General features: G+C 54.4%; 15 protein-coding genes. 8 read left to right on the forward strand and 7 right to left on the reverse strand.

Annotated elements, in window-relative coordinates; genetic code table 11:
- Positions 1 to 50: 50 nt before the first annotated feature.
- Positions 51 to 221: a hypothetical protein gene (locus tag ACOQPU_RS02485; RefSeq protein ID WP_420643552.1), complete on the forward strand. Its 171-nt coding sequence runs from the start codon at positions 51 to 53 to the stop codon at positions 219 to 221.
- Between the two features lie 15 nt (positions 222 to 236).
- Here the strand turns inward: ACOQPU_RS02485 and ACOQPU_RS02490 are convergent, their stop codons facing one another.
- The 7 genes from ACOQPU_RS02490 to ACOQPU_RS02520 form a co-directional block, all read right to left on the reverse strand.
- A complete protein-coding gene (locus ACOQPU_RS02490) occupies positions 237 to 2,288 on the reverse strand; it encodes a DUF1501 domain-containing protein (protein WP_420643553.1) in 2,052 nt (683 codons plus the stop codon).
- A 91-nt stretch (positions 2,289 to 2,379) separates the two neighbouring features.
- The gene (locus ACOQPU_RS02495) at positions 2,380 to 3,846 is read right to left on the reverse strand and encodes a DUF1800 domain-containing protein (RefSeq protein WP_420643554.1); all 1,467 of its coding nucleotides are present in this window, start codon (positions 3,844 to 3,846) and stop codon (positions 2,380 to 2,382) included.
- Positions 3,847 to 3,982: 136 nt separating this feature from the next.
- Positions 3,983 to 4,882: a hypothetical protein gene (locus ACOQPU_RS02500; RefSeq protein WP_420643555.1), complete on the reverse strand. Its 900-nt coding sequence runs from the start codon at positions 4,880 to 4,882 to the stop codon at positions 3,983 to 3,985.
- 186 nt (positions 4,883 to 5,068) lie between these two features.
- Positions 5,069 to 5,725 carry an FmdE family protein gene (locus tag ACOQPU_RS02505; RefSeq protein WP_420643556.1) on the reverse strand — a complete coding sequence of 219 codons (657 nt, stop codon included), beginning with the start codon at positions 5,723 to 5,725 and terminating at the stop codon, positions 5,069 to 5,071.
- Between the two features lie 51 nt (positions 5,726 to 5,776).
- A complete protein-coding gene (locus ACOQPU_RS02510; protein WP_420643557.1) occupies positions 5,777 to 5,923 on the reverse strand; it encodes a hypothetical protein in 147 nt (48 codons plus the stop codon).
- A 186-nt stretch (positions 5,924 to 6,109) separates the two neighbouring features.
- Positions 6,110 to 7,843: a glycerol-3-phosphate dehydrogenase/oxidase gene (locus ACOQPU_RS02515; RefSeq protein ID WP_420643558.1), complete on the reverse strand. Its 1,734-nt coding sequence runs from the start codon at positions 7,841 to 7,843 to the stop codon at positions 6,110 to 6,112.
- 79 nt (positions 7,844 to 7,922) lie between these two features.
- The gene (locus tag ACOQPU_RS02520; RefSeq protein WP_420643559.1) at positions 7,923 to 9,518 is read right to left on the reverse strand and encodes an FAD-binding oxidoreductase; all 1,596 of its coding nucleotides are present in this window, start codon (positions 9,516 to 9,518) and stop codon (positions 7,923 to 7,925) included.
- 122 nt (positions 9,519 to 9,640) lie between these two features.
- Between ACOQPU_RS02520 and dhaR the strand changes: the two genes are divergently transcribed.
- From dhaR to ACOQPU_RS02555, 7 genes are all read left to right on the forward strand, one after another.
- Positions 9,641 to 11,635 (forward strand): dihydroxyacetone kinase operon transcriptional regulator DhaR, encoded by a 1,995-nt coding sequence (gene dhaR / locus ACOQPU_RS02525; protein ID WP_420643560.1) that lies wholly within the window; start codon positions 9,641 to 9,643, stop codon positions 11,633 to 11,635.
- 429 nt (positions 11,636 to 12,064) lie between these two features.
- Positions 12,065 to 12,790, forward strand: a complete 726-nt coding sequence (locus ACOQPU_RS02530) for an MIP/aquaporin family protein (protein ID WP_420643561.1) — start codon at positions 12,065 to 12,067, stop codon at positions 12,788 to 12,790.
- A gap of 208 nt (positions 12,791 to 12,998) precedes the next feature.
- Positions 12,999 to 14,072, forward strand: coding sequence for a dihydroxyacetone kinase subunit DhaK (gene dhaK / locus ACOQPU_RS02535; protein ID WP_420643562.1), 1,074 nt, complete (start codon positions 12,999 to 13,001; stop codon positions 14,070 to 14,072).
- A gap of 108 nt (positions 14,073 to 14,180) precedes the next feature.
- Positions 14,181 to 14,810: a dihydroxyacetone kinase subunit DhaL gene (dhaL, locus tag ACOQPU_RS02540; protein WP_420643563.1), complete on the forward strand. Its 630-nt coding sequence runs from the start codon at positions 14,181 to 14,183 to the stop codon at positions 14,808 to 14,810.
- Between the two features lie 150 nt (positions 14,811 to 14,960).
- Entirely contained in the window at positions 14,961 to 16,466 is a 1,506-nt protein-coding gene (glpK, locus tag ACOQPU_RS02545; protein ID WP_420643564.1) for a glycerol kinase GlpK, read from the forward strand.
- An 89-nt stretch (positions 16,467 to 16,555) separates the two neighbouring features.
- Complete coding sequence (ptsP, locus tag ACOQPU_RS02550; RefSeq protein ID WP_420643565.1) at positions 16,556 to 19,075, forward strand: phosphoenolpyruvate--protein phosphotransferase; 2,520 nt, start codon at positions 16,556 to 16,558, stop codon at positions 19,073 to 19,075.
- Positions 19,076 to 19,277: 202 nt separating this feature from the next.
- On the forward strand, positions 19,278 to 19,817 hold the full coding sequence (locus ACOQPU_RS02555; RefSeq protein ID WP_420643566.1) for a hypothetical protein: 540 nt from the start codon (positions 19,278 to 19,280) through the stop codon (positions 19,815 to 19,817).
- Positions 19,818 to 20,022: the final 205 nt, after the last annotated feature.

Here is a 20,022-nt window from a genome sequence, read left to right on the forward strand (position 1 = left end):
GTGGCAAAGGAGACGGCCCAGACGGTGTCACCCTGCTGCGAGACGTACGTTTGCCAATTATCTACACCCGCTATGGCCTGGTCAATCCCCTCGGCCTGCCACGCCAGCTCAATCGCCTGGTTTTTACTGTTCTCGGCCGCCTCTTCCGCCTCAAACTCGGCCGGATTGTAGATGCCAGCCAGGTATGGTTCGTCTTCCCAAAATTCAACCGTGATGGCTAACTCGTCGAGCCCGTATCAAAACCAGACTTCCCACTTGGCCTCCCAACGGTTATACCACGTTTCAAACCCCCAATCGTCCACGTTGCCCAGCCGCGCCAGCACCTCTTCGTCGCTAAAGACAAACGCCTCGATGTGCTCGCGCCCCGTTTGGAACTCTGCGGCGGTTAGCTCACGCGGCACAAAGTAATCATCCACCACCGCATCGACCACGTTCACGTAGCCCCAGCCCAGCCACTCTTGGGCCGCTTCGCTGTACAGATCGACGGTGTAGAAACGGCCGTCTGCCTCATCAGCCCATGCATTGCCCGTCCAGTCTGGGTAGTTAGCCAGCCAATCGGCCACTTCGGGAAGTTCCGCCATGAGCTGGATGGCCAGCGCAGCCTGTTCGTCACCCTCGTCTTGCTCATCGGCTTCGATGACGATGGCTTCCATTTGCTCGGCAACGGCCGTAACAATGCCGCTGCCCATCATGCCATCTGCCATGCTGCCGTCCATGCTTTCACTCGTTTCAGCCGTACTAGCATCTTCGGTTTCTGGTTCGGAAACGGCCGCAACCACCACCGCTTCATCCGGCTCGATGGGTTGAGCAACGGCCGTGTCACCCTCATCTGCTTCATCCACATCGACCCAAACGAGCTGCTTCCCACCGCAGCCAGCCAGCAAAAACAAAGTGAACATCACTAATAGTACGCGCTTCATATTGTCACCTCCGCGTTCAATTCTGTTTGTAGGGGCAGACCCCCGTGTCTGCCCATTCGGCCATTTAGGGCACACACGGGGGTGCGCCCCTACATTAAATCCGTTGAACCAATCCCAACGGCGTGACCTGATGTCTGGGAAAACTTCATCGAGGGCACTGTTGCCTAAACGGCCGTCTACCACCTCTGCCAACACGTCCCGATAATCGGTTGTAATTGCCAAATCGCCATCATCCAACGCCTCTGGTGCCAGCGAAGGCCAGAGGCTGAGTACCTGACCGCCGTTGACGCCGCCCCCCATCAGGAACATAAAATTGCCATGCCCATGATCCGTTCCCTGGCTGCCATTTTCCGCCAGCCGACGGCCGAATTCGCTCATGGTAACTACCGTTACCCGGTTCATCTGCTCGCCCAGGTCGGCATACAGCGCGGCCAGCCCGTTGGCTAAATTGCTCAACAGCGCGTTAAACGTGCCGTTGAGCGTGCCCTGATTTTCGTGCGTGTCCCAGCCGCCCAAGTCGATACAAGCGACCTCCAATCCCACATCCGCCTTGATGAGCTGGGCCACCTGTTGCAGGCCCAGGCCAAACTCATCGCCGGGATAAACCGCGCCATTGCTGGGGCGGTAGCTTTCTGGATTGATCGCTTGCAATGTTTCTACCGTGTCGAACACCAGCCCAGCTTGCTGGCTCAACTGGTCGGTAGGTGCCTGAATGGTGTACAGGCTGGCTAGCGACTGCTGCATCCGGCGCAGCTCATCTTCCCGCCCCTTAAAATGAAAATCGGCAATCGATTGGATAGAAAGGGGCAAAACTGGCCCCCGCAGCGATTCTGGCACCATCGCACCCATGCCAATCGCCCGAAACGGTGACTCATTTTGCCACGCCGCCGACTGCAAATGGCGGCCAATCCAGCCCGTGCCGATGAGCTTTTCACCCGGCGTGCCGTACTCCATAAAGCGCATCGCGTCAAAATGGGAGCGGCTGGGGTCAATGGAACCCGTCGCATGGACGATGGCCAAATCCCCTTCGTCGTACACCTCTTTCAGCGCGGCCATCGCCGGGTGCAGCCCAAAATAGCCATCCAGATCGACCGCTGCGCCAAAGCCGCTGCCCGGTTCTGGCACCGCCAGGGTGGGGCGGGCGTCGAAATAGTTACGGCCGTCGCCAAACGGCACCACCGCACTCAGCCCGTCGATGCCGCCACGCAGGAAGATGTTGATGAGCACGTCGCCGGGCGGCCGCTGATTTTGGGCACGGAACGCCAGCCGGGGCATCCATTTGGGGAAGAGTGATTTGCTGGCTCCAATCACGCCCAGGGCACCGCTGTTTTGAAGGAATTGTCGTCGGGAAAGCGAGCCGTTTATCATGAGTTTTTTTCCTTTTTGAATGGGAGATTGGAGACTGGAGATTAGAGATTTTATGCTCACAATCTCCAATCTCTGATCTCTAATCTCCAAATTACCGCCATTGGAAGGCTGGTGAGGCGAGCATGAGGCCAAAGAGAGTGGCCAATTTACGGGCGAGGAGATGGGGGGTAACGGCCGTTTCACCATCACCCACACCATCCATCACGTAATCTATAAAATCAGCCCTGGCTTCCCCTGCCAGAGGCGCGCCCAGCACCTGTTCAGCAACGGCATCAACCAGTTGAGAAACCGTCTCCGGCTGGCCGATGCGCTGGTGCAGGTTGGTAGTCAGGCCGTAGCCGTCGTCGTAAATATCTTCGTAGGCACCGTGGGTGAGCGTCATGGCGACGTTCCAGCGGGCCAGCAGGCCGCCGCTGCTTTGCCAGGCAACTGCCACATCCGGGTAGCCGTTTGGGGCTGGCCAACCGTAGGGGGGCTGGCCTAAAGCATAGATCATCTCCTCTAGCCGCCACCATTGCGTAATTTGCGTTCCCGTTGCCCGGAGTGCGCCAATGAAGACGTCGAGCGGCCGTCTGAACTTTTGCCCCGCGCTGTTGAAAAATTCATCGGAAAGGAAGAGCGTTCGCAACACAATTTTGATGTCGCCGCTGGTTTGTTGCCAAACGGCCGTTAACCGATCAACCAAACTCACAGGTGGGGTGTCACGCACAAAACGAATGCACAACTTGGTGCAAATGAAGCGAGCCGTGGCGGGATGCTCTGTCAAAATATTGAGGACGTGCAAGCCATCTTCGATGCCGCGATTGCCTGGTAAGCTATGCCCCAGCACCTGCTTGGGGTCGGTGTCGTGGGTGGTGGGATCAAAGTAGAAGCCAGTGCGGGTGCCGTTGTGTGTTGTCCAGCCAGTGAAGGCGCGGGCGACTGCTTTCACATCTGCTTCGGTGTAGCCGCCATCTACGCCCAGGGTGTGCAGCTCCATCAGTTCGCGGGCGTAATTTTCGTTGGGGGCTTCGGCGACGTTGAGGTAGTTGTCCAGATAGTGCAGCATGGCAGGGCTTTTTGCCACCGCAAAAAGCAGGTCACGGAAGCTGCCTAATGCGTTGGCGCGAATCGCTTCCCGCTGAAACACAAGCAGGTCGCGGGTGTATTCATCCCCGGAAATGTTGAAATGATCGGCCCAAAATTCCACCATGCGCTCCAGCAGTTGCCGCTTGCTGTACACGGCACGGACGAGCATTCCTTCGGTGAGGGCGCGTTGGCTGCGGTATTCGCTGTTGCTGAGCTGGTGCAGGGTGTGGCGATCCATGTTGAGCAGCGGCAGGTTGCGGAGACGGCCGTTTGCCTCTGCATCCTCAATTTGTTCCGGGTGTAGCTGCTCATCCAGGTACGCTTCGATACCAATTTGGCGGGCGCGGCGCACGTCTGCTGGGCGCGGCCCGTAGCTGATGCGCTGCAAAAAGTGAAAGGTGGGGTCTGTTGTGATTGGGGGGATGGTTGCTACGGCCGTTTTTGCCTGCAAAAAGTTCCCCAAAAATAGATCGCGTCTGGATAAAGCCATGCCGTCCTCCAACTCAAAAAGATGAAGGCATGGTACGGTTTTGAGAGATAATTTGTCTCGGTTTGGTGATAAGTGGGCTAAAAATGTGACAACCGGTCGTCAGCAGCGACAACCGGTTGCCAATAAGGGAAGAGGATTATGGCGAGGTAGGAAGCAAGTATGAATGCTCTGGGTAAAAGACATAGCCATCTGTTTCCAACTGAGGATTATGAGACAAAACAGCTTCTTTGAACGTTTCCCAACTCATGCCTGTGCCGCGCCCAGCGACATATTTTTCCCAGACATCCCAGCGGTTACCGTAATAGCCAGTCATCCGCAAATTCCATGCTTCGCCGTTCTTTGGCAGCAAAGTGAACTCGGGGTTGGTTTCTGGCGGTGGTAGCGGAACGGCCGTTGCCTCTTCCGTTACTGGTTCCTCTTCATCTGGCTCTTCTGGTTTGATAATCAGCATCCCGTCTTTGAAGGTCAGATTGCCTTCCTTATGTGTGTCTGGCAGCTCATCTAGCGGCATGGGCAGCACAACCAGCGCGTATTCTGCCTGTTTGGAAGGTATGTGGAATCGCCGAAAATCGGAGGGATTAAGGTCTGCCTGCCAGGTACCCAGGTATCTGTTGCCGACGACGCCAGGGATGGTGTGAATTTCTACCGGAGTTCCGGACGGATAATCATAAAAACCATGGCTTTCCGACAATTTGTACACATTGGGAATTCTCAGCTCGAAGACCCCATCCATTGGCCCATCGTCGGAAAATGCACTCTCACGCAAACCAGTTGTAGCACGGGTGACCTCTTCTCCGTGTTTGAACAGGATGACGACGCAATTGTTGAGCCAACGGCCGTTTTCATCCTCAACTTGTCCGGCAAAAACCAATTCATCTGCATGAGTGAGCGCATCGTCAACTTCGTTGTTGACAACGGCGGCAGCTTCAATAAACGCATTTTGCCCAGCTTCAGAGCAGGCTGTTGCGCCAAAAAACAGGCTCCCAATCAGCAAAAGTAAAAGAAGCAAGGAGAGTGATTTGATGAAGCGAGACATACGATTCCTCCAATGGGTGCGACCGTTCACTGCCGAGCCAAAACCTATTTGAAAGTGCGACCTTTCGGAACAGCTAAAGCATATCTCGTTTATAGGCCAGCGGCGTGACAACAAGCTGATAGGTGGCATACAGAGATATGACAATGAACGATCTAATTTGGAGAATTCAGTTATGATCTTTGGGATTTAGCGCAGTTGGTAATAGCTGCTGCCAGCACAGGGTTGGCAAAGAATACGGCCGTTTCCAGCCACAATTTCCCGCTCATTCATAATTTCTTCGCCGCACTGTTGGCATATAGCGCGTTTGTCTGGCAGGCTAAGGCTAGCGGCTAGCGGCTGCCGCAGGGTAACGGACTGTATGTTGACTAACTGCTCATCCGGGATGCGCTGGTAGCCGACCAAGTATTGATGCCAGCGGTCAGGCTGGTGAGGGGCGTATTGCTGGGCCAGGGTGCGGGAAGCGGCCGTCGGCGCTACGCGGACTGCTTGGCCTGTGCGGGTATCTACTAAAGTGGCGGCCACTTTGCCATAATCCTCTACGCGCAGGGTGCGTCGGCCTACGAACGAATCTGTAGCGACGGCAATGCCATCGGCTCCGCAGCCGTCTGTTTCCACGATGGTGAGTAGCCGCTTGTCGTTGTTACAAAACGGCGTGTCGGCATCAGATGTCAGTAGCCCCAAAGCGATGAGGCCGCGCAGCCCCAGGCGCACGCCCAACACCTGCCGCGGGCACAAATGGTGGTGTCGCTTGGCTGACTGTTCTAATAGTTGAGGGAGCAGGGGGTGTAACGGCCGTTCTAAATCCAGTTTTGCAAGGGAGTTGGAGGAGGAAATTGGACTCATTGTAATTCTGACGCACTCAAGTGCGTAGGCATCTGCACGTATGTCGTCGCGTTAGCGGATGAAGTTGGTTAAAGTGTGGTCATTGTTGAGCAAACGGCCGTACACATGGCACAAATTGGGAACGAAAAAGATGATGGCACTCCTACTATTTCTTACACTAAGCATAATCAGTTCTATATTTGTTATCTTCGCTGCCATGCTTTCTGCACGTTTAAGCCGCGATGAAAATTTGACAGAAAGGTATGATAATGCAGAAGCTAGCCGCAACCAATCCCCCTCACTGTGTACCCAAAATTAAAACAGTCCGCCTCAAAAACACCTCTGGTTAGGAGCCTTGTAGCCGCGGATTCTTTCCGCACATTGGGAAAAATTAGCGGTTACGATTTAGCTGCGGCGACGTAGACCCAGATAAAATAAAATGAGGGCAAAGGCGGCACCGAGCAATCCACCCGCTACGGCCGTTCGTCCCACACCTTCTTTTTCCACCACTACCGGTGTCGTTTCTGGTTTTTGCAGCATTGAATGCCAGTTGGGGATGGTTTCCTTTGGCGGCAAACTGTATTTGGCCAGCCACCGTTCTTGGTAAGCGTTCCATTCCTCAGCCCAACGGCCGTCATCCCATCCCAGTTCCGCCTGACAAATCGCTTGAATCTGCTCTGCAAATTGTGCGCCACCCTTTGGCAGCAGCAACCCCAGCCGCACCCGCCTCAGCAGCAAATCGTCCAAATGCACGATCCCTTCATTACGCGCAGCCCAGCGCAGTTCTGCCCACAGCACATTGCTATTAGGAATCGTAACCAGTTCGCCCGGTTGCGCCGCCTTAACCAAATCATCCGCCTCGCGGCCATACCGGCCAATGAGCCGCTGCCGGGTCGCTTCTGGCAGCCTGGCAGGCAAATCTTCGGTTACTTCATCCAGTGCTGGGGCGTCTTCGTCTATTTTGGGCATTTTTGGCAGCGCGGTTCGTGCCGCCTTGAGCGCATCCAGGGCGATGAGGCGGAAGGTGGTTAGCTTGCCGCCCGTGACGGTGAGCAGCCCGTTTTCTGTCCACACCACGTGGTCGCGGGATTCAGCCGACGGATCCGCCTTGCCTGTGTTGATGACTGGGCGCACCCCAGCAAAGGTAGCCAGCACGTCATCCAACATGAGTGCCAGTGATGGGTAACGCGCTTCGACAGCGGCCATGAGATAAGCCACCTCGCCAGGGGTGATGTGCGGTTCGTGGTGCAACTCCTCGCTGTGATCCACGTCGGTGGTGCCAACCAGCGTCACGCCGTCCCAGGGAAAGATGAAGACAAAGCGGCCGTCTAGCGGATGGTTAAACGAAACCGCTTGGGCAATGGGGAAACGCCACTGCGGGAAGATGAGATGGCTGCCGCGCAACGGCCGTAATTTTGGTTCCTGGTCCACTTTTTGCCGTAGATCATCTGCCCATGCCCCGGTGGCGTTGATGACAATCTTGGCGCGAACGGCTTTCTTGCGGCCACTTTCCCGATCTTGCAGCATCGCGCCCACAACCTGCCCCTCTTCACGAATGAGATCAACAGCGGCTGTGTAGTTGACGGCCGTCCCGCCTGCCGCCACCGCCTCCCGAATCACTCGCAGCACCAGGCGCGCATCGTCCGTTTGGGCATCAAAATAGTGGAATGCGCCCGCCAAATCCTGCACGTTCAGGCGCGGAGCCAACATCCACACATCCTGCGGGCTATAGTAACGATGGCTCCACTGCAGGGCCACCAAATCGTAAAAAGAGAGTCCCGCGCGGACGAGCCATTTTTCCCGCCGCTGGCCGCTCCCTTTTTCGTTGGCCAGCAGGAAGCCTAGCGGGTCAACCAATCCAGGGGCAGATTCTTGCAGCTTTTGTCGCTCCTGCACGCTGGCCTGCGTTAGCCCAATTTTGCCTTGCTTCAGGTAGCGCAGCCCGCCGTGGACCAGTTTGGAGCTGCGGCTGGAGGTACCAAAAGCGAAGTCTCGCTGCTCCACCAGCAAGGTTTTCAGCCCTAGTCGTGTTGCTTCGCGCAAAATACCTGCGCCCGTAATGCCGCCCCCCACCACCACAATGTCCCACGGCTGGTCTAAATTCTGCCAAATCTGTTCACGCCAATTTGTGTTCCACATAAATTATTCCTGTAGCCGCCGTTTCTTACGGCGTAAAAGTGTGCAGGTTTGCAAGTGGGCAATTCACCCGTTCACCCTGTCATCCCCTCACTAAAACGCCCGGATTCATTACCCCTGCTGGATCATACTGCCGAGCGATGGTCTCCAACGTGGCAATGCCCAAACTGCCTTTCTCTGCTTCCAGGTAGGGGCGATGGTCTTTGCCCACGCCGTGCTGGTGGCTAATCGTTCCGCCGTGCCGCACGATGGCCTGGCTGGCGGCCGTTTTCATTGCCGTCCATCTGGCTAAATTTTCATCCGGGTCGGGGGAGAGCCGGAAAAGATAGGTGGTGTAGATGCTGCACCCGGTGGCGTACATGTGCGACAGGTGGGTGAAGACGTGCAGCCGCTCATCAAAATCGGCCATGGCTGTTTTGAGGCTGGCTTCAATATCTTGCAGGGTGTCATCTACCTGGTTCCAGGTAACGGCCGTTTCCAACGTATCTACCCCATAGCCAATTTCCCACAGCGCATTGCGCAGGTATGGTGTGCGGAACCGCCCTTTTTGCCACTGGTTGCCAAACTGCTGCCCCACGTGAATGCCACCTTGCTGTTTGGCAATATCCACCGCTTCGCTGCGAGCGGTGTTGACGATGTGCCGGTTGCCGCTAAAGCCCAGCAGCAGCATTGATTTACCTTCATCCACGCCGCGAATGCGCAATAATCGCTCCAGCGTGCCGATGAGTAGCTCATGCCCGGCCAGCTTGAGCGTGGTTTCGGTCTCGACGCCGGTGCTGAGGCGCAGCATGGAGAGGGGCAGATCGGCTTGCAGCATTTGGCGTACGGCCGTTTTGCCAGCTTCAAAATCCGGGAAGAAAATAGCGTTAAAAGATTCCCGCTCTGGTAAGGGTGAAATACGCACAGTTGCCTCGGTGATGATGCCCATACGCCCCTCGGAGCCAAGCACCAGTTGGCGCAAATCTGGCCCGGCGGCGGAAGCGGGCAGCGGTGGCATGATGAGGTCACCAGCAGGAGCCAGCAGCTTGCCCCCAGCGAATAAATCCTCGATACGGCCGTACCCCCGTGATTGCTGACCACTGGAGCGGGTTGCCACCCAGCCGCCCAGCGTGGAATATTCAAACGATTGGGGAAAATGGCCCAGCGTGTATCCTTTGGCGCGCAGCTGGGCTTCCAGTTCTGGCCCGGCAACGCCTGCCCCAAAGGTGGCAAGCTGGCTGGTTCTGTCCAATGTTTTGAGGCGGCTTAGCCGCTGCAAATTGATGGTGAGTACCGGCCGGTTGCTAGGTTCGGGATTGATGTGGCCGACCACAGAAGTGCCGCCCCCGTAGGGAATGAGCTTGAGATCGTGGCTACGCGCTAACTGCAACAGCGTCAGCACATCGGCTTCGGTGTGGGGGAAGGCAACGCCATCGGGGAAAGCGGCAATACGGCCGCTGCGTAAATCAACCCAATCGGGGAAGCTCTGGCCGCGTGCGTGCTTCAGCCGCGTTTCTGCATCTGTTTGAATGAGTGGGTGTTCAGGCAGGCGGCTGGCAGGCACGGTGGCCACCACATCTGCCAGGGTGGCGTCTTGCTGCGGTGAGGCGTCGCCGACCAGTTCAACCAAAAAGTCACCTGCTTTTTCAGGGAGGGGGTAGGTTACGGCCGTATCACCCCAGCCATTCCATCGTTTCATAGTCGCCATCCTTTACTTTAACTTACCTGAATGATAGGGCAGATATTGGGTGGTTGTCCAGAAGGTTGTAAAAAGCACCGGAAGAAAGTTGCGCCACGCTGTGATTTTTGTGAAAATGCATCATGCAGCCGATTGGATATCCGGTTAATCATGCGCTGTTGCAGCGTTACTGGCAAAACTTCATGACCACAGGGTCTCTAACATCCGTGCCTGGTGCGGAGCCAGACATTACGATTTTGCAATCATGGCAACGCTGCGCCCCGGTGGCAGACCCGACCAAAAGGCCACGACCCCCCGTGCTTAGTGAGCCAGTGCTGCAATCCCTGCTTAAATCTCAACAAGAGCTTGTTGCCATTGCCCTCCCTTTTATTGAGGATATGCACCAGTTTATTGAAGGCTCCGGTGCGGCAATTTTATTGGCTGATGGGACGGGCTGCCTGTTGGCTTTGTATGGCGATTCAGTGGCCAAAGAGATGGTTGAGGTGCGTCGGTTGGGGTTGGGGTCTTACTGGTCTGAAGCGTATTTGGGAACCAATGCGCTGGGCGTGAGCCTGATCGCGGCGATGCCGGTTCAGGTCGTTGGCGCAGAACATTACTTCCAGACGTTTCACCGTTTCACCAGTACGGCCGCACCCATTCATGATGTAAACGGCCGTATCCTCGGCGTGATCGGGGTGGTTAGCAGCGTCGAAGATTCAACATCGCATACCCTCTCGTTGGTGATGGCTGTGGCGCGGGCCATTAGCAACCAGCTCCAGGCGGAACTATATTTGGAAGAGGCCAATCGCCGCCTGACAGAGCTAAACACCATTATGAAATCTATTGCCGAAGGGGTGCTTACCTGGAACAGTGCTGGCAAGCTCAACCATGTGAATGCTCAAGCTGGTAAGCTGCTGAATATGTCGCCTGCCTCCGTGCTCGGTATGCCCATCACAGACGTGCTGGATTTGCCTGAAATTATTCAAACGGCACTGCGTGAAAATCGGGATTTGGAAGATACTGAGGTGACCTTGCAGGTAAAGCTCGTTGGCAACCTTTTGCAAACGGTGGTGACGCTGCGGGTTATTTGGGAGTATGGTCGCCCTGTGAGCTACATGATGATGTTACGGCCGTTGGCCCAGGTACGTCGTTTGGTGAACCAGCAAGTTGGCAGCCAGGCTAGATTAAAATTGGAAGATATTTTTGCCGAGTCGGCGGCGATGCGCCCGATAACTCGCCAGGCGCGTATTGCGGCCAAAGGCACTGCCCCCGTTTTGCTGTGCGGCGAGGGAGGCGTAGGCAAAAACCATCTGGCACGCGCCATTCACAACGACAGCGTGCGTGCCAACAAGCCCTTCATCTCTATCAACTGCCGTGCTATTCCCCGCGAACTCATCGTGAGCGAGTTTTTGGGGTTTGAAAAAGAGTCCGGGCGAGACGGCCGTCCGAGCAAATTTGAGCTAGCCCACGAAGGCACGCTGCTGCTAGACCAGGTAGAAAGTTTGTCGTTAGAAATGCAATCTGCATTGCTACAGGTGATTGAAACGAATCACGTGATGCGCTTGGGTAGTACCCGCCCAATTGCGGTTGATGTCCGAGTGATGGCTGCCACAGCGGCCGATCTCAAGATGGCAATTGCCGATGGCCAGTTTCTTTCTCATCTTTATTATCGTTTTTCTGTATTTAACGTTGAAGTGCCACCCTTGCGGGAGCGCACGGAAGATATTTTGCTCCTGGCACAACGTTTTTTAGCGCGCTCTGCCCGGCGACATGGGCAAAAGTTGGTGCTAGATGCAGAGGCGGCGGCAATTTTAAGTCGGTACCCCTGGCCAGGAAATGTGCGTGAGCTAGAAATGGTGCTGGAACGAGCCACATACCAAAGCAGCGGCTATATGATTACGCCAATGGATTTGCCAGAAAGTGTCCGTAAGGGGCGTGTGGTTATGGGGCAGGGGCCGGAGGTACAGCCTGTTTTGTCAGCCGCCGAGGCGGAGCGCGAGGCAATCATCCGGGCGGGGTGGGCGTGCCAGGGGCGTGTTTCTGAGATGGCGCGTGAGCTGGAAATCGGCCGTACCACGCTTTGGCGTAAGATGAAGTTACACCAAATAGATCCGGCTCGCTTTAGAAACGGCCGTTAAGCTCCGCAAGGCTCGTGTTTCATTTTGAAACACATTTCCGATTCCAGTGTTTCATGATGAAACAAAATCGTGAGGCTTCTTGCTAAAGTCGTTCGCAACCCCGTATAGTACTCAAGTGTTATACAACTTACACAAATAAACTCAACTTCACATTGTAGTCACTGCCCAACTGTTTTTAACAAATTTGCTACCTGGAACGGCCGTGTTAGCAAGGCATTTTTGGTCATTCTTACCTGCTGTAATCTTGTGGCTATGTTGGGCTGCATACACAACAAGGAGGTGGTTTCCACACACACATTTCTAAAATAGTGCGACTTTTACCCCCCCCCCCCGCAAAAATATACATTTTTGCAAACTGTACAGCAATTAGCTGTACCCTTCGTTTATCAAGGATTTTAGGAAGAAGTAGGATCATTAAGGAGATAAAAAATGGATAACTTACTTGGTGAATTTCTTGGCACAATGTTTTTGATCATTTTGGGTAATGGCGTTGTTGCCAATGTTCTCTTGAGTAAATCAAAAGGTGAAAACGCTGGTTGGATCGTGATAACCACAGGGTGGGCCATGGCCGTAATGGTTGGTGTTTTCGTCGCAATTTCCGCTGGTGCGCCGGAAGCTGACATTAACCCGGCCGTGACCATTGGTAAATGGCTCATTTTGGGAACTTATGATGCCGGTCAGGCTATTGTGACCATGCTCATCCAAATTGCTGGTGGATTTGTAGGTGCGGTTATCGTTTGGTTAGCTTACTACCGCCATTGGGCAGAAACAAGCGACCAGGGTCTGAAATTGGCCGTACATTCCACTGGCCCAGCTATTCGCGACACCACCTGGAACTTCGTCACTGAGCTGATCGGCACGATGGTTCTGCTCATTGGTGTGGGTGCAATCTTCTCTGGCGCAACAAACGGTAGCCCGGCAGCTGGCTTAGGCCCGTACTTGGTTGGTGCTTTGGTTTGGGGCATTGGCCTCTCGCTAGGTGGCCCCACCGGATACGCCATCAATCCAGCTCGTGACCTTGGCCCCCGCCTCGCTCATTTCTTGTTGCCCATCGCCGGCAAAGGCGATTCCGATTGGGGATACGGCTGGATTCCAGTCGTTGCTCCACTGATTGGTGGTATCTTAGGCGCGCTGGTTTGGAACTCGGTATTTTAGTTGAACCCTCCAAGGGGTAGCCAACAAACTGCATATACCCTTGGTTATACTTGCATATACCCTTGGTTAAATGGTAGAGCGGTAGCCGGTCTATTTCACCGGGTGCCGCTCTTACCAAAAGCGGATTTCGCCTCCGGATCAAGCCAAACTTCCGCTACTTAATCATTAACAGAATTGACCCCATAGTTTTTAAAAAAGGAGCGTTGTTGTGAAAAAACTAATTAACGCTGTTGATAACGTTGTCAAAGAGCAGCTAGAGGGGATGGCTTTGGCTCACGCTGATGCGCTAAAGGTTACCTATGACCCTTACTTTGTTGTACGCGCTGATGCGCCGGTTGAAGGTAAGGTGGCACTGGTTTCCGGTGGCGGCAGCGGCCACGAACCGATGCACGGTGGCTTTGTGGGCATGGGCATGTTGGATGGTGCTTGCCCTGGTGAGGTATTCACGTCCCCAACCCCAGATCAGATGTATGAATGTGCCAAGGCGGTAGACAGCGGCGCAGGTGTTCTATTCTTGGTAAAGAATTACACTGGTGACGTACTGAATTTTGAAACGGCCGCAGAGCTCGCCTATGCCGAAGGGATCAAAGTGCAATCAATTTTGATTGACGATGATGCCGCGGTAAAAGATAGTTTGTACACGGCTGGTCGGCGTGGTGTTGGCACCACCGTCGTCGTAGAAAAAGTTGTGGGTGCGGCAGCAGAAGCTGGTTACAGCCTGGACCAATGTGCTGATTTGGCCCGCAAGGTGAACATGTACGGCCGTTCCATTGGTATCGCCCTCACCTCCTGTATTGTGCCCGCTGCTGGCAAGCCCACATTCGACCTGGGCGACGGCGAATTTGAGTTTGGCATTGGCATTCATGGTGAACCGGGCCGCAAGCGGCTGCCGATGACCTCTGTCGATGAGATCACAGGCATGATGGCAGCGGCCGTTCTGGATGATGAAGCCTACAGCCGCACCGTACGCGAATGGGACAATGAAGAAGGCACCTGGGTTGAGAAAGAACTCACCGACGAGCCTTTCAAATCTGGCGATTCCGTGATTGCCTTTGTGAACAGCATGGGCGGCACGCCGGTTTCTGAGCTATATGCCGTATATCGCAAGCTGGCTGCTGAATGTGAAGCACGTGGCATCACCATTGCCCGCAACCTCATCGGCCCATACATTACCTCTCTGGAAATGCAAGGATGTTCTATCACTCTTGTTAAAACCGATGACGAAATTTTGAAATTCTGGGATGCCCCCGTAAACACGCCCGGTCTGCGCTGGGGCGCATAGTTTCAGTAAACAGTCCTCAGTAAGTTAGTAATCAGGCTGGTTTTGCATTCACTGATTACTGCTTATTGATCACCGATTACTGCTTTAGAAGGAGCAGGTCTTTTAATTATGATTACCAAAGACCAGATAGTGCGGTGGCTAGAAAAAACAGCGGCCGTTTTACACGAAAACAAAAGTTACCTCACCGAACTGGACTCCGCCATTGGGGATGCCGATCATGGCACCAATATGGATCGGGGCTTCAAGAAGGTGATGGAAAAACTCCCCACTGTTTCTGACAAAGATATTGGCAATATTCTCAAAACCACTGGCATGACACTGATCTCTAGCGTGGGCGGTGCAAGTGGCCCGCTTTACGGCACATTTTTCATGCGTAGCGGCATGGCCATGGCTTCAAAAGAAGAGCTGAGCAACGAAGATTTGTTTAAGCTACTTGAGGCTGGTGTAGAAGGTGTTTTGCAGCGGGGTCGTCCAAATTTGGAAGACAAAACGATGTACGATGCCTGGGCACCCGCCATGGAAGCGATGCAAAACGCGCTGTCGTCTGGTGAAGAAACGGTGGCGATTTTGGAAACGGCCGTTGCTGCTGCCGAACAAGGCATGAAAAACACCATTCCGCTGCAAGCACGCAAAGGTCGTGCCAGCTATCTGGGTGAACGCAGCATCGGGCATCAGGACCCTGGGGCAACCTCATCCTACCTTATGCTCAACGCCCTGCTCGAAACAATCAAAGAATAACCTGTGTAATCTGCAAAATCTGTAGATCATTAAGTAAACCGCAGACAGTTTTTTGATAACTCAAAGCACGATGTGGTTTACTTTTAAGAGAAGCAAGTGTCGCTTTAATTTCGGTAAATATCTTGCTTCTCACATGAATAAGGAGCAAAAATGTCAAAATATGTAGCAGCAATTGACCAGGGTACGACCAGTACCCGTTGTATGATCTTTAATCACAGCGGTGAATCCGTAGCAATTCACCAAATGGAGCATGAGCAAATCTTCCCGAAACCGGGCTGGGTTGAGCATGATCCCATGGAAATTTGGGCACGCACCCAAGATGTTGTGAAAGGTGCTTTGGATCGCGCAGGCATCACGGCTAAAGATTTGGCCGCCGTTGGTATTACCAACCAACGCGAGACCACTGTTGTGTGGGACAAAAACACCGGCAAGCCGTACCATAACGCCGTTGTTTGGATGGACACCCGCAATGACAAAGTTGTAGCCGAGATGGCCAAAGATGGCGGTCAAGATCGCTTCCGTCCGCAGGTTGGGTTGCCCTTGGCCACTTACTTCTCTGGCCTCAAGGTAAAATGGCTGCTTGACAACGTACCAGAAATTCGCGCCGCAGCCGACAAAGGCGATGCCCTCTTCGGCAATATCGACACCTGGGTAATTTGGAACCTGACTGGTGGTCCTAACGGGGGCGCACACGTAACCGATGTTACCAATGCCAGCCGTACCATGCTCATGAACCTGGATACGCTTAGCTGGAATGCTGACATTGCTGCCGCAATGGGCATCCCCATGAGCATGTTGCCCACAATCAAATCCTCCTCTGAGGTTTACGGCTATACTCTGGACGATGGCCCGTTTGGCGGCCGTATTCCGGTAGCTGGCGACCTGGGTGATCAGCAAGCTGCTACGGTTGGGCAAGCCTGCTTCAGCCCCGGCGAAGCCAAAAACACCTACGGCACCGGCTGCTTCATGATCTTGAACACCGGCACGGAACCAGTTCCCTCCAACAACGGTTTGCTGACCACCTTGTGCTACAAGTTTGGCGACCAACCGGCCGTTTACGCACTGGAAGGCTCCATTGCTATTACCGGTGCTTTGGTACAGTGGCTGCGTGACAACTTGAAGATGATCAAATCTGCCCCTGAGGTAGAAGAGTTGGCCAAGACGGTGGATGACAATGGTGGTATCTACTTTGTGCCAGCATTCTCCGGTTTGTACGCACCGTACTGGAAAGACGATGCCCGTGGCGTTATTGCTGGCCTCACCCGCTACGTGAATCGGGGTCACTTTGGCCGCGCTACGCTGGAAGCCACTGCTTACCAAACCCGCGAGGTTCTGGACGCGATGAATGCAGACTCCGGCGTTGATCTGACGGCTTTGAAAGTGGATGGCGGTATGGTCTTTAACAATTTGCTGATGCAGTTCCAGGCAGATGTGTTGGGCGTACCGGTGATTCGGCCCAAGGTTGCAGAAACAACCGCTCTGGGTGCTGCTTACGCCGCTGGTTTGGCCGTTGGCTTCTGGAAGAACACGGACGAAATGCGCGAGAATTGGGGCGTAGACAAGACGTGGGAACCCAACAAAGACAGCAATGCCAGCACGGACCTGTACAGGATGTGGAAGAAAGCGGTTACCCGGACCTTTGACTGGGTTGAGTAATTGCTAATTAATTTTTGAAACGAAAGGTTCTCGACGCTGGAAACGGCCGTCGGGAACCTTTTTTTTGCACCTAAAGAAAGTGTGTGGGGATGGTTGGACTCGTCGTTGTTTCTCATAGTGCTACCCTGGCCCAAGGGGTTCGTGAATTAGCAGAGCAGATGGTGCAAGGACAGGTGCCCATAGCAATCGCTGGCGGCATTGATGATCCGGAACAACCCATTGGCACCGATCCGATGAAGGTGATGGCGGCTATCGAATCTGTTTATAGTGACGATGGCGTGCTGGTGCTGATGGATTTGGGCAGTGCTTTGCTCAGTGCCGAAATGGCGCTGGAATTTTTACCAGAAGATCAACAATTGAATATAAGGCTATGCGCTGCGCCTCTGGTGGAGGGAACCATGGCTGCCGCTGTGCAGGCGATGGTGGGGGGGAGTCTAGCGCAGGTGTTAACCGAAGCGGAGGGGGCCTTGGCTGTGAAGGCAGAGCAGCTCAATTTGCCAGTTCCGCAGGTGGCCGGTACGCAAATCCCGCCAACTGCTGCTGCCGCGCCGACTGACGAAAAACCAGAAGAAATTAGCCTGACTGTCAATAACAAGATGGGGCTTCATGCCCGGCCTGCGGCCAATTTTGTGCAGACGGCCAGCAAGTTCCAGGCAGAAATTGCCGTTCGCAAGAATGGCAAGACTGCCAATGCCAAGAGCATTAACCAGGTGGCGACGCTGGGAGTGCGGCAGGGGGAAACGATTTTGGTAACGGCCGTTGGCCCAGACAGCTCCCAGGCAATTGCGGCGATTCAGCAGCTAGCTGCCGAAAACTTTGGCGAAGCTGAGGATGACAGTGTGCCAGAACCCGTGGTGGAAACGGCCGTTACCCAACCAGCAGAACCGGGGCAGCTACAGGGGGTTGCCGCCTCACCGGGAATCGCCTTGGGACCGGTGCTGCAATATCGCCCCAAGCTGCCCACCGTTGTGCGGGAGGAAGGGAGGGTACCTGAGGCGGAGTGGCAGCGGCTGCAAACGGCCGTCCAAACTACGCTGACTGACCTGAAAACCCTACAACAACAGACGGCGCAGCAGGCTGGGAGTGCCGAAGCGGCCATTTTTGAAGCGCATCAGCTCATTGTACAAGACCCGGATTTGCAAACGGCCGTCCAAACGATGTTGGAAGCTGAAAAAATTAATGCCGAAGCTGCCTGGCAGAAAGCGATCGAGCAAACGGCCCAGCGGTTCCTCAATTTGGACGATCCATACTTTCAGGCGCGGGCGGCAGACGTGCGGGATGTGGGCAATCGGGTGCTGCGCCATTTGCTGGGGGTGTCGATGCCGTCGCTGGCGGCGGAACGGCCGTACATACTGGTCGCTGCTGATTTAACCCCGTCAGACACGGCTCGGCTTGATGCTGAGCTGGTGCTGGGCATTTGCACGGAGCTGGGTGGCGCGACGGCGCACAGTGCCATTTTGGCGCGTGCTCTGGGCATTCCAGCGGTGGTGGGGGCAGGTAGCCAGTTAGCCGATGTGGCAGATGGGCAACTGTTGGGTGTAGACGGCCGTACCGGGCAAATCTGGCTAGACCCAAATGAAACCCAAAGTGCTGAATTACAAGCTGCGCGAGAGGCGTGGCAAGCAGAGCAGCAAGCGGCCAAAGCGGCCAGCCAGGCCATCGCAGAAACGGCCGATGGCGTGCGCATTGAGGTGGCGGCCAACATTGGCGGACCAAACGATGTGGACGTGGCGTTAAGCTACGGCGCGGAGGGCGTGGGGCTGTTCCGCACGGAATTTCTGTTTTTGGATCGGCAAGAGGCACCGAGCGAGGCGGAGCAGTTGGCCGCGTACCAACAGGTGGTGGCCGGTTTGCAGCAACGGCCGCTTATCATTCGCACGCTGGATGTGGGGGGTGACAAGCCGCTGCCGTATTTGGATTTGGGTGAGGAAGAAAACCCATTCCTGGGCTGGCGGGGGATTCGCTTTTGCCTGGACATGCCGGAGATTTTCCTGCCGCAGCTGCGTGCTATTTTGCAAGCCAGCGTGCTGGCAGACGGCACGCCAGCCAATGTGAAGCTGATGTTTCCCATGATTGGCACCTTGGATGAGCTGCGCCGCGCCAAAGCAATGTTGCAAACTGCCCGTGAACAGCTTTTGGCTGAAGGAAAACTATTTGACCCCAACATGGCCGTGGGCATGATGATCGAACTGCCCTCGACGGTGGCCATTGCCGATTTGCTGGCCACCGAGGTGGACTTTTTCAGCATCGGCACCAATGATTTGACGCAGTACGTGATGGCTGCCGACCGGGGCAACGCCAACGTAGCGGAGCTGGCTCAGGCGTTTCAGCCAGCCGTTTTGCGCATGATTCAGCAAACGGCCGTTGCTGCCCAAAACGCAAATATCTGGGTGGGGATGTGCGGCGAGCTGGCGAGCAATCCGCTAGCCACGCCGCTGCTGCTGGGCCTGGGCCTGACGGAGCTAAGCATGGCCGCGCCGTCCATCCCGGCGGTGAAAACCGCCCTGCGCCGCTGGTCGCTGCCGGAGGCGGAGGCGTTGGCGGCTGAGGTGCTGGGGTTGGATTCGGTAACGGCCGTTCAATCCTACTTGGAAGCTGCGAGGAAGTAAGAAATCAAATGCTCGGGCCGCTTCTCAGTTCCAAAGGGCTGCTCTCCAGACCGTGCCCGTTGGTGGCACAGGGAGAGAAGGAAATTCCTCTCCGGATTACAATAAAGCGATTTCATTGCTCTTATCTCAAATTGAGAGTTGCTAGAAATTATGCTATATTGCCCATGAAATTTCAGATGCATTTTGTTATGGAGGCGAAATTATGATTGATTTTGACAATGCAGCGTTTGGCATAGGTATTGGTGATATTCAGTTGGCGGTACACCGTGAAGCAGTTCGCCTCCGGAAAGAAACACATGGCAATCATCTTGCGATGGAATTGATACTTATTGCGAAAATGCAAGATCTTGGATTGATCTCTGAAGACGAAGTGGAAATACTGACCACAATCAATGATATTGCTGTTAGGTCTGCCAATGGCCGCCTTGAGCCCGAGGAGGCATATCACGAAGTACGCAGAATCTATGATGAGATGCTTGCTACCGGCAAAGCGAGCCCTGTTGCTTTAGTCAGTGCAGGCAGTGCAGCTGAATCTTACATCTCTATTGAGGACTATAATGACAAACCCACAATAGTCTACAAAGCAAAAAGTAGCGGGACTTGGGAAGGTATTGGGAATAAGATTGGAATACTAATTGGTGCTAAGCTAGGAGGCCCTGCCGGTGCAGTACTTGGTGGAATGATCGGGGGTGCCATTGGGAATGAAGTCGATGAGAAGAGATCAGAAGAGGACGGTGAATAATATGACAAATGTGGCTAGATTTCCACGTAATCATCAAAGATTTTAGACGTTAAGCTGTGACTGAATCCAATAGGCACCCAGCGTATCATACTTCTTCTCTTTTATCTTCTATCTTTGTTCGTAAGTGGTTATGTTTTCTAGGCTGAGTATTTTTGCTTATGAATAAAAATATCAAAATTTGACTGAATTCACTTATTTTACGCGG

It is taken from the genome of Candidatus Leptofilum sp., assembly GCF_965223285.1.
Classification (GTDB): domain Bacteria; phylum Chloroflexota; class Anaerolineae; order Promineifilales; family Promineifilaceae; genus Leptofilum.